The sequence below is a fragment of the Shimwellia pseudoproteus genome, assembly GCF_016415625.1.
Taxonomy (GTDB): Bacteria; Pseudomonadota; Gammaproteobacteria; order Enterobacterales; family Enterobacteriaceae; genus Shimwellia; species Shimwellia pseudoproteus.
In genome coordinates, this window is record NZ_WBXP01000005.1 from 1 (window position 1) to 13,286 (window position 13,286).

The window sequence follows — 13,286 nt, forward strand, 5'->3', positions numbered from 1 at the left end:
TTTGAACTTTTGCTTTGTCACAGGATGTCGCTACAGGGTCAGGAGTGTGGTGATCTGATCCTAATTTCGGCTAAAAGTTCGATTTATTCAACAAAGCCGGTCGCATCTACAAGTGCGTATTCTTTATCGATAATCATAACTCTCAGGTGGATTAGGGGGAAGGCATTTGATGAGCTGATTAGTAAAACGAAAGCGTGTCAGGCTGCACATATTAGCTCCTTGATTGGCGTAAAGAACGTCAGGGTTGAGCCATCCCTGGTACGGCAGTGTTTATGACAGAGTGGATTTACTGTTGTGGCGAAGGGTATGCAGGTGCCACAGAAGAGGAATAAAGACGTGAAAAGCAGACGATACAGGCTTTACGGTCCTGATCTGGTCTGAAGGGTAAAGATGCCGTGGGAAGGTACTCAAAGAAATAATATGTGTCTGAGTCAGTTCGTATTACATCTCACTGGAATGGTTTTATTTTGACGGGGGAAACGGGGAAGTGTCATGATCATATGACTTAAAAGGAAAATAGACTTTTATTCTAGTGGGCGGAAAGGTGGGTTTCCCCGAACAACAGGTGGGAAATGTATGTGATCAGATTGCCCCCGAGTGCAGAAGGGGAGTCCCCCACTGTTTTCCCCGTATCAGAAACCCTTAAAGACCAGTAGATTAAGGCTAAATACCGATTCCCCCATTTCCCCCGCGTTTTTGAATCATTATGAACAACCAGAGAGAAGAGAAACCGTAACTGACCGTAGAGAGACCGTAGCCGGGGGCAAGATATAGACACATTAGAGGGTATAGATGTTTTTAAAAGCAAAGAACAACTAAGAAAACGACGAAGAATCCAGCAAACAAATAACGTTCTGTAACTACCAGAAATCTACCGTAGCCAGAAACGAAAAAAGCCTCGCTTTTCAGCAAGGCCTTATGAATAGTGGTGCCCGGACTCGGAATCGAACCAAGGACACGGGGATTTTCAATCCCCTGCTCTACCGACTGAGCTATCCGGGCAACGGGGCGCATTAAACCGTAAAGGCGCTGGAGCGTCAACGGTTTTCCACTAAAAAAAGCCAAATTGCGTGTTGATTGGCTGATTTTCAGTCAAAACGCCCGTAATTGGTGAATTTCAGGTCAGCGCACCGGCGGTACGGCAGCAGGCAAAGCGCAAAATATCTTCTGCCAGATGGCGGGCGGTATCCACATCGGCCTGGCTGCGTTTGACCAGCAGGCGGCTCAGGCAGCCCTCCAGCACCAGTTCCATCTGTTCAGCCACCATAGCCGGGTCATCCACTTCCAGTTGGGTTAACAGGGCGTGAGTGAACTCCCATGCCGCGCGTTTTTGCTGATTAGCCAACTGGTGAATCGGGTGTGCCGCATCCGGGAAAAAGCTACAGGCCGCTACAAACAAGCACCCCGGGTAACGCTGGTTACTCACGCAGGTGGTAAGACCGGCATAACGCGCCAGCAACTTGGCGTGGGCGCTCATGGTGTCGTCATAAAAAACCTGACGCCGCCAGGCCTCAATTTGCTGGCTATGATAACGCAGCGCGTCATACAGCAGGGCTTCGGTATCCGGCCAGAAACGGCGTAATTCCGCCAGCGAGAGCCCCGCTTTCCGGGCAACCATCTCCAGTGTTGTATTTGCAAGCCCCTGATGTTCAAGGACTTGCAGAGCAAGCTCTAATGTTTCTTCGCGTTGCACGTTAATATCCTCTGTTTTATCCAACGGTAGATCCCCCCCATAGAGTGTTATTTACCGCAGATGATTGTGCAAATGTGCTTCAAAGGCCGCCGCATCCATAAACCCGGTAACGCGCGTTCCCTGGGGTTCGGTGCCATCGCGACCAAAAAAGACAATCGTGGGTAAACCCAGCACCTGCAAGCGCTGGAGCAAGGCCACATCCTGCGGGCTGTTTGCCGTGACATCAGCCTGCAATAATACGGCGCCGGACAGCGCCTGCTGTACTTGTGGCGCGCTGAAGGTATATTTTTCGAACTCTTTACAGGCCACACACCAGTCAGCATACAGATCAAGCATCACCGGCTTGCCCTTCGCCTGGGCAGCGGCCAGGGCCTTATCAAGATCGTCCACGCTGTTAATCCGGGTGAAGGTCAGGTGATCTGCCGCTGCGGCCTGGTGGGATTGGCCAAATACCCAATCTTGTAGCGGGCTGGCGCTGATCAGGGCGGCGGCAAACAGCACGATTTGCAGCACCCGTCCCCAGCGGCGTTCGGCGTTCAGGCTGGTGATAAACGCCCAGCCAAAAAAAGCGATCCCCAGCGCACTCCACAGGCGCACGCCCCACAGTTCACCGAGCACCCGCTCCAGCAGGAACACCGGCAGGGCGAGGATAACAAAACCAAAGGCGGTTTTGACATGCTCCATCCACGGGCCACTGCGCGGCAGCAGGCGGCTACCAAATACCGTAATCAGGATCAGCGGCAGCCCCATCCCCAGGGCATACAGATACAGCGTCCCACCACCGGCCAGCATATTACCGCTCTGGGCGATATACAGCAGGATCGCACTCAGCGGTGCGGTGGTGCAGGGGGAGCAGATCAGCCCGGCCAGGGCCCCCATGGCGAATACCCCGAACAGCGAGCCGCCCTGCTGGCGGTTACTCCACAGGGTGAGACGGGTTTGCAGCGAGGAAGGGAGCTGGAGCGTAAACAGGCCAAACATTGACAGCGCCAGCAAGACAAACAGGGCCGAAATGCCAATCAGCACCCAGGGGTTTTGTAATGCCGCCTGGAATTGCAGCCCGGCCGCGGCCACCACCAGCCCGAGGGCGGTATAGGTCAGCGCCATCCCCTGCACATAAACAAAAGCCAGCAGCAGCGCTCTGGCGGTGCCGGGGCGCTGCTGGCCACCGAGCACTATCCCGGAAATCAGCGGATACATCGGCAAAACGCAGGGGGTGAAGGCGACCCCGATACCAATTAACAGCGCCCAGAGGGCAGAAAAGGGCAGTTTGGGTGCCGCGGTTTCCGGGGCCGGTGCCTGGGCGATGGTGGGCTCAGCTACCGGTGCGCCAGGCTGCGGGGCCACCGCATTCAGCGGGATCACTTTGGTTTCTGGCGGGTAGCAAAAACCGGCATCGGCACAGCCCTGGTAGGTCACGCTAAGCTGCCCACCGCGCTGGACCTCAGGAAGATTGACGGCCAGTTTCAGCCCCTGGCGATATACGGTGGTTTTACCAAAAAATTCGTCTTCGTGGGGCTCGCCCCCCGGCAACGCGGGCGGGGTAATTCGGGCGTTTTCCGGCACCAGACGGATCTGTTTCTGGTACAGATAATAGCCGGGCTGGATATCCCAGCTCAGGGCCAGCTGGTGATCCTGCTGGCGAAATTCGAAAGCAAACGCCTGATCTACCGGGGCAAAACGGCTATTGCCCTGATGACTAAACAGGCCCGCAGATGCGGTGGTGCTGAAAAACAGCAGTATCAGCGTAATGAAGCGTAAAGCCATGACAGGTACTCACTCTCTCCATGGGCAACCGGGAGTGCCAGAATTTCAGGGGTTTTATAGGGGTGATGTTGTTTCAGGGTGACCATCAGCGCATCCAGATGGGACTGATCGGTTTTGAGGATCATTTGCACTTCGTATTCCTGCTCCAGTTTCCCTTCCCAGTAATAGAGTGAGGTCGCGCCGGGCAGCAGGGTGGCGCAGGCCGCAAGCTTTTCGCCTAACACTAACGCCGCAAGCTCCTGGGCACTGGCTTCATCCGGGGTCGTGCAAAGTACAACAACAGCCTGGGTCGCAGTCATGGTTCACCTCGTCTGAGCAAATCAGAAGGGCACTATAGCATGATGAGATGACAGAAACAGGAAATGGAAAGTGGGCCGGAATGCGGCCCACTTGATCAGAGGATTACAGCACCATGCCGCCGACCAGGAAGCCGAGGATCACGCACAGCGCAATGGCGACCACCCCGGGGATCAGGAATGCATGGTTAAAGACATATTTGCCAATCCGGGTGGAACCGGTGTCGTCCATTTCCACTGCCGCCAGCAGGGTTGGGTAGGTGGGCAGCACGAACAGGGCGGATACCGCCGCAAACGAGGCAATGGCTGTCAGCGGGGTGACCCCCAACATCAGGGCCGCGGGCATCAGCGCTTTGGTGGTGGCCGCCTGGGAATAGAGCAGGGTTGCGGCAAAGAACAGCACCACCGCCAGCAGCCACGGGTAGGTTTGCAGCAGGTCGCCGGCAACCGCCTGGATATCCTGAATGTGGTGCTTGACGAAGGTATCACCCAGCCAGGCCACGCCCAGTACGCAGACACAGGCACTCATCCCGGATTTAAAGGTGCTGGCGTTAAGGATTTCGCCGGTATCCACCTTACAGGTAATACAAATCAGGGTGGCGATGGTCAGCATAAACACCACGATGGCTTCGTTACGCGGCAGCACCGGGTTCTGGATCAGGCCCACGGTATCGCTGATGGCGGTGGCGTAGAACATCACCGCCACAATCCCTATCAGGAACAGCAGCACGGAGCGTTTAGCGTAAGGTTTCAGTTCAAAAACCTGGCTGCCGCGCAGTTTTACTTCGCCTTTTGCCAGACGCTCCTGATACACCGGATCGTCTTTTAATTCACAGCCGAGGAAGTTACACAACACGGCGGTTATCATTACCGCCACCAGGGTCACCGGAATACAGATCCCCAGCAGGGTCAAATAGCTGACGCCCATCGGCTCCAGCAGCCCGGCAAAAAACACCACCGCGGCGGAGATAGGTGAGGCGGTGATGGCTATCTGGGAGGCGATAACCGCGATAGAGAGCGGTCGGGAAGGGCGGATGCCCTGCTCTTTGGCCACTTCGGTAATAACCGGCAGGGTCGAAAACGCGGTATGGCCGGTACCCGCCAGGATGGTCATAAACCAGGTGACCAGCGGGGCGAGAAAGGTAATGTATTTGGGGTGACTGCGCAGCAGGCGCTCTGCCAGGCTCACCAGATAATCCATCCCGCCGGCAATTTGCATTGCGGCGATAGCGGCAATCACCGCCATGATTATCTCAATAACATCAAAGGGGATAGCGCCAGGGTTGATTTGAAAGACGAGGGTAAGTACCAATACGCCCAGACCGCCAGCAAAGCCAATGCCTATGCCACCGAGCCGGGCGCCGAGGTAGATCGCCAATAGGACGATAACGAGTTCAGCTCCAAACATAAATGCTTCCTTGTTGGTTAACTTGAAGATGATTAATTGTTGTTTATTTGTTTCATTATAAAAAGAAAAAGGCACGTCACTCCGGACGTGCCTTTAAGGATTATGTTAACCCGGGACGGTTACTGTTCGCTTTCATCGGTATAACGTTTCGCTTTGTAGGCCGGGTGCATCAGGTTCTGCGGTGAGAAAATATCATCCAGCTCTGCTTCGGTCAGCAGGCCGCGCTCCAGCACCACTTCCCGGACACTTTTCCCGGTTTCGGCACAAATCTTACCGACAATGTCACCGTTATGGTGGCCAATGAACGGGTTCAGGTAGGTCACGATGCCGATGGAGTTATACACGTAGCTTTCGCACACTTCTTTATTTGCCGTGATGCCGTTAATGCATTTTTCCAGCAGGTTATAGCAGGCATTGGTCAGAATATGGACTGACTCAAACAGCGCCTGGCCGATAACCGGCTCCATCACGTTAAGCTGCAGCTGGCCCGCTTCGGACGCCATGGTCACCGTGGTGTCGTTACCAATGACTTTAAAGCAGACCTGGTTGACCACTTCCGGGACCACCGGGTTAACTTTCGCCGGCATAATGGACGACCCCGCCTGCAGTTCTGGCAGGTTGATTTCGTTCAGGCCAGCCCGCGGGCCGGAAGAGAGCAGGCGCAGGTCGTTACAGATTTTGGATAGCTTCACCGCCAGGCGTTTCAGGGAGCTGTGGACCATGACATAAGCGCCGCAGTCTGACGTGGCTTCAATCAAATCTTCCGCTGCCACCACCGGCAGGTTGCTGACTTCCGCCAGTTTCTGCACGGCCAGTTGCTGGTAGCCGTCCGGAGTGTTCAGGCGGGTACCAATGGCGGTAGCGCCGAGGTTGACCTCCAGCAGCAGCTCTGCGGTACGCAGCAGGTTTTTGGTTTCTTCGTTCAGCAGTACATTGAAAGCGTGGAATTCCTGGCCGAGGGTCATCGGCACCGCATCCTGGAGCTGGGTACGGCCCATTTTCAGGATATCCGCGAATTCTGTGGCTTTACGTTTAAAGCCGTCTTCCAACTGATGGATTGCGTCCACCAGTTTGACAATAGAGGTATATACCGCGATGCGGAAACCGGTCGGGTAGGCATCGTTAGTGGATTGGCATTTGTTAACATGGTCGTTCGGGTTGAGGTACTGGTATTCCCCTTTCTGGTGGCCCATCAGCTCAAGGCCGATGTTCGCCAGCACTTCGTTGGTGTTCATGTTCACCGAGGTACCGGCACCGCCCTGGTAAACGTCTACCGGGAACTGATCCATGCATTTGCCGTTGTTCAGGACTTCATCACAGGCAGCGACAATGGCGTTAGCAATGCTTTTCGGAATGGTTTGTAGCTCTTTATTGGCAAGTGCAGCGGCTTTCTTCACCATCACCATACCGCGCACAAATTCAGGGATATCGCTAATTTTACTGTTACTGATGTAAAAGTTTTCAATCGCTCTCAGAGTGTGGACGCCGTAGTAAGCATCCGCTGGTACTTCCCTGGTCCCCAACAAATCTTCTTCGATACGAATGTTATTGAGCATGTGAACCTTCTTATTCAGTCTGCCAGTGATGAACCCTGCTCTCACACAGGATATTTTGGTTGTCTAACGCTTTAACCGATATTATGTCCGTAATCAGCCATCTGACCATGATCATATTCTGATAATAGCGAAAAGCAGTAACCTGGATCACTTATTACCAGGGGAACGAAATTCTCTTCCCGATTCTGTGAAACGACTCACTGATTATGATGCGCGCAAAAAACTGTTATGGCGGGTGGTTGCTTTTTGGCATAAGCGCCACCATCTGTTAACAACAGGATATGAGTGTAGCTGGCGTCTCGCTGAAGACGCCACCCATGACAGGAGAATACGGTGCGCTGGATACCGTTTATTGCATTTTTTCTCTACGTATACGTAGAAATCTCTATTTTTGTACAGGTCGCACACGTGCTTGGCGTCCTGTTAACGCTGCTGCTGGTGATTTTCACCTCGATGGTGGGTTTCTCGCTGATCCGCAATCAGGGATTTAAGAATCTGATGCTGATGCAGCAGAAAATAGCGGAGGGTGTCAGCCCGGCAGCAGAAATGATCAAAAGCGTCTCGCTGATCATCGCCGGTCTGTTGTTAGTGCTCCCCGGCTTCTTTACTGACTTCCTTGGCCTGCTGCTGTTGCTGCCGCCGGTACAAAAGCATTTAACCCTGCGGCTGATGCCTTACCTGCGTTTTTCCGCTTTCCCGGGGGGCTTTAGCGCTGGTGGCGGCACCGGCGGTGGCCAGACGTTTGACGGTGAATTTCAGCGTAAGAGCGATGAGCAACAGCGACTGGACGATAAAGACCACCATCAATAAGCACGCTCCCCGCTGTTGGGGCAACGTGGTGCAGTGAAACGCCGGGGTTACCCGGCGTTTTTTTGCGCCCGGTCGCTGGCCACCCCAGGAGGGAGCAACCACCAGAGCGCCGCCAGCACGATCAGCGCATACAGGCTTTTCCAGCCGATCATCAGCAACAGTCCGAGGCACAGCAGCGCGCCAGGCACCGCCAGCAGGCGGCTTTTCCCTGTCAGTAACCGGCAGCCCGCCAGCATACACAGCAGGTAAATCATGATGAAGATACCGTTGGCATAGACGATCAGGGTATTCAGGTTAATCCCCACCAGATAGATAACCAGCGAGCTCACCACACAGCAGCCAAGCACCAGCTTCAGGGCATTGACCGGTAGCTGGCGGGCGCTGAGCTGGGCCAGATAACTGGCGGGTTTGCGCTGGGCTTGTGACCACACCAGCCGGGCAAAGCTCTGGATATAGATATTCAGGCTGGCAAAGCAGGCCAGGTAGCCAATAATGCAGGCGATCCACAGGGCGTTAACCCCAAAGAGCTGTACCACGATGGTGGGCAGTGAAGCCGCGGCGGCCCGATCGGCACCAAAGGCATGAAAGTGCAGCACGATGGCGGTACAGGCCCAGTAAACCGCACCGGCCAGCAGCAGGCCAATTATCAGGGCTCTGGGGAAATCGCGCATCGGGTTACGAAATTCAGTGGCCAGATGGGCGAATGCCTCCAGCCCGACAAAGCACCAGAACATTACCGAGAGCGCGGCGAACAGTTGCGGCTGGTTAATCTGGTTGACCGCCGGGAACGGGATACGGCTGACAGTCATGCCCCCCGCCAGCCAGATAGCCGCGATCAGCGCAACGATCAGCAGCGCCACGATTACCTGTAAATTGGCACTGGTGCTGGCCCCCCGGGCACCCACCCACCAGATAATGGCCAGGGTGCCCAGTTGCGCCAGGAGCAACTGGGTATCGTGCCAGCCAAACAGCGCCTGGCCGAACCCGGTGGCGATGTGCAGGGCCGCGGGTAGCCCAACGGGGATAACCGAAAGGAATAGCCAGCCGGTGACCCGCTCAAGGCGGGGGCCGAACGCCAGGCCGACAAAATGCGCCACGCCGCCCGCGCTGGGGTAGTGGCGGCCAAGGCTGGCAAAAACGATAGCAATCGGAAATACCAGCAGGATCAGCACCGGCCAGGCCCACAGGCTATTATCACCGGCCACCGTGGCTGCCAGGGCCGGTACCGCGAATACCCCCGTGCCCAGTAACGAGGTGGAAAGTAAGCCGATGCCCTGGGTTAACCCCAGCGCTTGTTTAAGACCGCTCATGACCCTGCCCTGCGAGAAAGAAAGGCCAATGGTAGCACAACCGGGTTTTGCGATGATGGCGGCTAAATCCCTGTATTTTGCAGGGTTCAGCGAATTTTTGTCGGCAAAGCCGCATCAGGAAAATTTTTTTCATTTTCCCCCTTGAAGGCGGGATACCCCATCCCCATCTCTTTCGTCACCAGCTGAGGTGAATATACACCCCGGCGCAACCCAACAACCGTTACGGACTTTCTCAAAGGAGAGTTATCAATGAAAATTCGTCCATTGCATGATCGTGTGATCGTCAAGCGTAAAGAAGTTGAATCCAAATCTGCTGGCGGCATCGTTCTGACCGGCTCCGCTGCGGGCAAATCTACTCGTGGTGAAGTGCTGGCTGTTGGCAATGGCCGCATCCTTGAAAATGGCGAAATGAAACCGCTGGACGTAAAAGTTGGCGATATCGTTATTTTCAACGATGGCTACGGTGTAAAAGCTGAAAAGATCGACAACGAAGAAGTGCTGATCATGTCTGAATCCGACATTCTGGCAATTGTTGAAGCTTAATCATTTGCGCTAAACCGAACAAATTTGAGGTAGGAAAGAATGGCAGCTAAAGACGTAAAATTTGGTAGCGACGCTCGTGTGAAAATGCTGCGCGGCGTTAACGTACTGGCAGATGCAGTTAAAGTCACTCTGGGCCCGAAAGGCCGTAACGTAGTGCTGGATAAATCCTTCGGCGCGCCGACCATCACTAAAGATGGTGTTTCCGTTGCTCGTGAAATCGAACTGGAAGACAAGTTCGAAAATATGGGCGCTCAGATGGTAAAAGAAGTTGCCTCTAAAGCGAACGACGCTGCGGGTGACGGTACTACCACTGCAACTGTTCTGGCACAGTCCATCGTTAACGAAGGCCTGAAAGCCGTTGCCGCCGGTATGAACCCGATGGATCTGAAACGCGGGATCGACAAAGCCGTTGCCGCGGCAGTTGAAGAGCTGAAAGCGCTGTCTGTACCGTGTGCTGACTCTAAAGCGATTGCGCAGGTTGGTACTATCTCCGCTAACTCCGATGAAACCGTTGGTAAGCTGATTGCTGAAGCAATGGATAAAGTCGGTAAAGAAGGCGTGATCACCGTTGAAGACGGTACCGGTCTGGAAGACGAACTGGACGTGGTTGAAGGTATGCAGTTCGACCGCGGTTACCTGTCTCCTTACTTCATCAACAAACCAGAAACTGGTGCGGTTGAACTGGAAAGCCCGTTCATCCTGCTGGCTGACAAAAAAGTATCCAACATCCGCGAAATGCTGCCGGTGCTGGAAGCAGTAGCAAAAGCCGGCAAACCGCTGGTTATCATTGCTGAAGACGTTGAAGGCGAAGCGCTGGCTACCCTGGTGGTTAACACCATGCGCGGTATCGTGAAGGTGGCTGCGGTTAAAGCACCGGGCTTCGGCGACCGTCGTAAAGCGATGCTGCAGGATATCGCTACCCTGACTGGCGGTACCGTTATCTCTGAAGAGATCGGTATGGAACTGGAAAAAGCCACCCTGGAAGACCTGGGCCAGGCAAAACGCGTTGTTATCAACAAAGACACCACCACCATCATCGATGGCGTGGGTGAAGAAGCCGCTATCCAGGGCCGCGTTGGTCAGATCCGCAAACAGATCGAAGAAGCAACCTCTGACTATGATCGTGAAAAACTGCAAGAACGCGTAGCGAAACTGGCTGGCGGTGTTGCGGTGATCAAAGTCGGTGCCGCTACCGAAGTTGAAATGAAAGAGAAAAAAGCCCGCGTTGATGACGCCCTGCACGCGACCCGTGCTGCGGTTGAAGAAGGCGTGGTTGCCGGTGGTGGTGTTGCGCTGGTTCGCGTTGCGGCCAAACTGGCTGACCTGAAAGGCCAGAACGAAGAACAGAACGTCGGTATCAAAGTTGCGCTGCGCGCAATGGAAGCGCCGCTGCGCCAGATCGTGGCTAACTGCGGTGAAGAGCCGTCTGTTGTGGCGAACAACGTGCGCGGCGGTGAAGGTAACTACGGTTACAACGCGGCGACCGAACAGTATGGCAACATGATCGACATGGGTATCCTGGATCCGACCAAAGTGACCCGTTCTGCACTGCAGTACGCGGCATCTGTTGCGGGTCTGATGATCACTACCGAATGCATGATAACCGACCTGCCGAAAAGCGATGCGCCTGATTTAGGTGCTGCTGGCGGTATGGGCGGCATGGGTGGTATGGGCGGCATGATGTAATTTGCCGCACGTGTTGCGCCTGTCGGCGCAACACGCTGTATACCCACACGACAAACCCCCGGGCAGCGATGTTCGGGGGTTTTTCTTTGCCGCCGTTTTTAGTATAAGGATTTGTCCGGTTTTTATCCGGCTTATCGATTACGGGGAACAACATGCAAAAAATAATTTCAGCAGGAATGGTTGTCACTACACTGTTACTCGCAGGCTGTAGCACCGGCAACCAGCTGAGCAGCAGCGGACAGAGCGTACGTTTTGTAGAGCAGCAACCCGGCAGTGAATGCCGGCTGTTGGGCACGGCAACCGGTGAGCAGAGTAACTGGTTGTCCGGGCAGGATGGTGAAGAGGGTGGGTCAATGCGCAGCGCGGCAAATGCGTTACGTAATCAGGCGGCAGCCATGGGCGGTAACGTACTCTATGGTGTTACTACCCCCACCCAGAGCATGCTGTCCAGTTTTGTTCCCACCGCCACGAAAATGGTCGGCCAGGTTTACAAGTGCCCGAACTGATCCCGGGCCGCAGAAAAGTGCCGGGCTACCCGGCACTTTTGTCTGTGCTGATAAGGTTAGTTAATCTCATGATCCGGGTGCTGGCGCATTCGCAGATCAATCGTGGTCTTACTCGGTTCACCGCCAATTTCCCGGGTCAGCTTCGGCACCATATAGCCGGATACCCGCTGCATTAAACCGCGCATAATTTCCCGGGCCTCATCATCACTTATCATGTAATGGGCCGCGCCCTGGACCCGATCAAGCACGTGCAGGTAATAAGGCATAACGCCGGCATCGAACAGCGCATTGCTGAGGTCCGCCAGGGTATCCGGATTATCGTTCACCCCACGCAGCATCACGCTCTGGTTGAGCAGGGTCACACCGGCCCGGCGCAGCCGCGCCATGCCATCGCGGAACGCGTCGTTTATTTCGTTGGCGTGGTTAATATGGTTAACCAGCAGGATTTGCAGCCGCGAGCGTTCAAAGCGCGCCACCAGCTCTGGCGTAATACGGGCCGGGATCGCAATCGGCAAGCGGGTGTGGATACGCAGGCGTTTAATATGCGGGATATTTTCCAGCGCGCTAATCACCCAGTCCAGCTCGTTATCTTTGGCCATCATCGGGTCACCGCCGGAGAAGATAATCTCATCCAGGGCCGGTTGCTGGCGAAAATAGTCCAGCGCCCCCTGCCAGGTGCGTTTATTACCCTGGTTTTCGTTATAGGGGAAATGGCGCCGGAAGCAGTAGCGGCAGTTCACCGCACAGCCGCCTTTGAGGATCATCAACGCCCGGTTTTGGTACTTATGCAGCACCCCGGGGATAGCGTTGTCCTGCTCTTCCAGCGGGTCGGTACTGTAGCCGGGTAACTGCATAAACTCTTCCCGGGCGGTGAGTACCTGGCGTAAGAGCGGATCATTGGGGTTACCCGGCTCCATACGGGCGGCGAAAGAACGCGGCACCCGCAGCGCGAAAAGTGAACGGGCGTCGCGGCCTGCCAGCAATTCCGGATGATCGTCTAGACTTAAAATGCGCAAAAGTTCGTCAGGATCGGTGATAACATCACCAAGTTGCGCGATCCAATCTTCTCTGTAAGAGGGGTTTAGCGTTACAATGTCTGCCATTTTTTTGGCTTCGTACCAGTTAACAAATTCAGAGGGCCTTATGGCGACTTATTTTAGCAACGATTTTCGTTCCGGTCTTAAAATCATGATGGATGGCGAACCTTATGCGGTCGAATCCAGTGAATTCGTGAAACCAGGTAAAGGTCAGGCATTTGCTCGCGTAAAACTGCGCCGTCTGCTGACCGGTACCCGTGTAGAAAAAACCTTCAAATCTACTGACTCCGCTGAAGGCGCAGATGTTGTGGATATGAACCTGACTTACCTGTACAACGACGGTGAGTTCTGGCATTTCATGAACAACGAAACCTTCGAGCAGCTGGCCGCCGACGCAAAAGCCATCGGCGACAACGAAAAATGGCTGCTGGATCAGGCTGAATGTATCGTGACCCTGTGGAACGGCCAGCCGATTTCTGTAACCCCGCCGAACTTTGTTGAACTGGAAATTGTTGATACTGATCCGGGCCTGAAAGGTGATACCGCAGGTACTGGTGGTAAACCGGCAACCCTGAGCACTGGTGCAGTGGTTAAGGTTCCGCTGTTCGTTCAGATTGGCGAAGTTATCCGTGTGGATACCCGCTCTGGCGAATATGTCTCTCGTGTAAAATAAT

General features: G+C 54.6%; 12 protein-coding genes and 1 tRNA gene. 5 read left to right on the top strand and 8 right to left on the bottom strand.

The genetic code is table 11. The features are described 5' to 3' along the window. Positions 1 to 926: 926 nt before the first annotated feature. The 6 genes from F9C28_RS03580 to aspA form a co-directional block, all read right to left on the bottom strand. A tRNA-Phe gene (locus F9C28_RS03580) sits at positions 927 to 1,002 on the bottom strand. Between the two features lie 115 nt (positions 1,003 to 1,117). Continuing rightward, positions 1,118 to 1,693, bottom strand: a complete 576-nt coding sequence (locus F9C28_RS03585) for a transcriptional regulator (RefSeq protein WP_199013877.1) — start codon at positions 1,691 to 1,693, stop codon at positions 1,118 to 1,120. Between the two features lie 51 nt (positions 1,694 to 1,744). Further along, on the bottom strand, positions 1,745 to 3,460 hold the full coding sequence (locus tag F9C28_RS03590; protein WP_199013878.1) for a protein-disulfide reductase DsbD: 1,716 nt from the start codon (positions 3,458 to 3,460) through the stop codon (positions 1,745 to 1,747). Then, on the bottom strand, positions 3,436 to 3,759 hold the full coding sequence (gene cutA, locus F9C28_RS03595; RefSeq protein ID WP_199013879.1) for a divalent cation tolerance protein CutA: 324 nt from the start codon (positions 3,757 to 3,759) through the stop codon (positions 3,436 to 3,438). The genes F9C28_RS03590 and cutA overlap by 25 nt, the downstream gene beginning before the upstream one ends. Before the next feature lie 103 nt (positions 3,760 to 3,862). Further along, positions 3,863 to 5,164, bottom strand: coding sequence for an anaerobic C4-dicarboxylate transporter (locus tag F9C28_RS03600; RefSeq protein ID WP_199013880.1), 1,302 nt, complete (start codon positions 5,162 to 5,164; stop codon positions 3,863 to 3,865). Between the two features lie 119 nt (positions 5,165 to 5,283). Further along, positions 5,284 to 6,720: an aspartate ammonia-lyase gene (gene aspA, locus F9C28_RS03605; protein WP_199013881.1), complete on the bottom strand. Its 1,437-nt coding sequence runs from the start codon at positions 6,718 to 6,720 to the stop codon at positions 5,284 to 5,286. Between the two features lie 333 nt (positions 6,721 to 7,053). Between aspA and F9C28_RS03610 the strand changes: the two genes are divergently transcribed. Further along, positions 7,054 to 7,530 carry an FxsA family protein gene (locus F9C28_RS03610; protein ID WP_199013882.1) on the top strand — a complete coding sequence of 159 codons (477 nt, stop codon included), beginning with the start codon at positions 7,054 to 7,056 and terminating at the stop codon, positions 7,528 to 7,530. 47 nt (positions 7,531 to 7,577) lie between these two features. Here F9C28_RS03610 and yjeH read toward each other — a convergent pair whose 3' ends face one another. Further along, entirely contained in the window at positions 7,578 to 8,840 is a 1,263-nt protein-coding gene (gene yjeH / locus F9C28_RS03615) for an L-methionine/branched-chain amino acid transporter (protein WP_199013883.1), read from the bottom strand. 249 nt (positions 8,841 to 9,089) lie between these two features. Here yjeH and F9C28_RS03620 point away from each other — a divergent pair, with 249 nt between their 5' ends. The 3 genes from F9C28_RS03620 (at position 9,090) to F9C28_RS03630 (ending at position 11,575) form a co-directional block, all read left to right on the top strand. Next, positions 9,090 to 9,383 (top strand): co-chaperone GroES, encoded by a 294-nt coding sequence (locus F9C28_RS03620; protein WP_036103188.1) that lies wholly within the window; start codon positions 9,090 to 9,092, stop codon positions 9,381 to 9,383. A gap of 39 nt (positions 9,384 to 9,422) precedes the next feature. Next, the gene (gene groL, locus F9C28_RS03625) at positions 9,423 to 11,069 is read left to right on the top strand and encodes a chaperonin GroEL (RefSeq protein WP_199013884.1); all 1,647 of its coding nucleotides are present in this window, start codon (positions 9,423 to 9,425) and stop codon (positions 11,067 to 11,069) included. A 152-nt stretch (positions 11,070 to 11,221) separates the two neighbouring features. Then, positions 11,222 to 11,575, top strand: coding sequence for a DUF4156 domain-containing protein (locus F9C28_RS03630; protein WP_199013885.1), 354 nt, complete (start codon positions 11,222 to 11,224; stop codon positions 11,573 to 11,575). Between the two features lie 56 nt (positions 11,576 to 11,631). Here F9C28_RS03630 and epmB read toward each other — a convergent pair whose 3' ends face one another. Then, positions 11,632 to 12,678 (bottom strand): EF-P beta-lysylation protein EpmB, encoded by a 1,047-nt coding sequence (epmB, locus tag F9C28_RS03635; RefSeq protein WP_199013886.1) that lies wholly within the window; start codon positions 12,676 to 12,678, stop codon positions 11,632 to 11,634. A gap of 40 nt (positions 12,679 to 12,718) precedes the next feature. On the opposite strand from epmB, the gene efp reads away from it, so the two are divergent. Continuing rightward, positions 12,719 to 13,285, top strand: coding sequence for an elongation factor P (gene efp / locus F9C28_RS03640; protein WP_199013887.1), 567 nt, complete (start codon positions 12,719 to 12,721; stop codon positions 13,283 to 13,285). Position 13,286 lies beyond the last annotated feature (1 nt).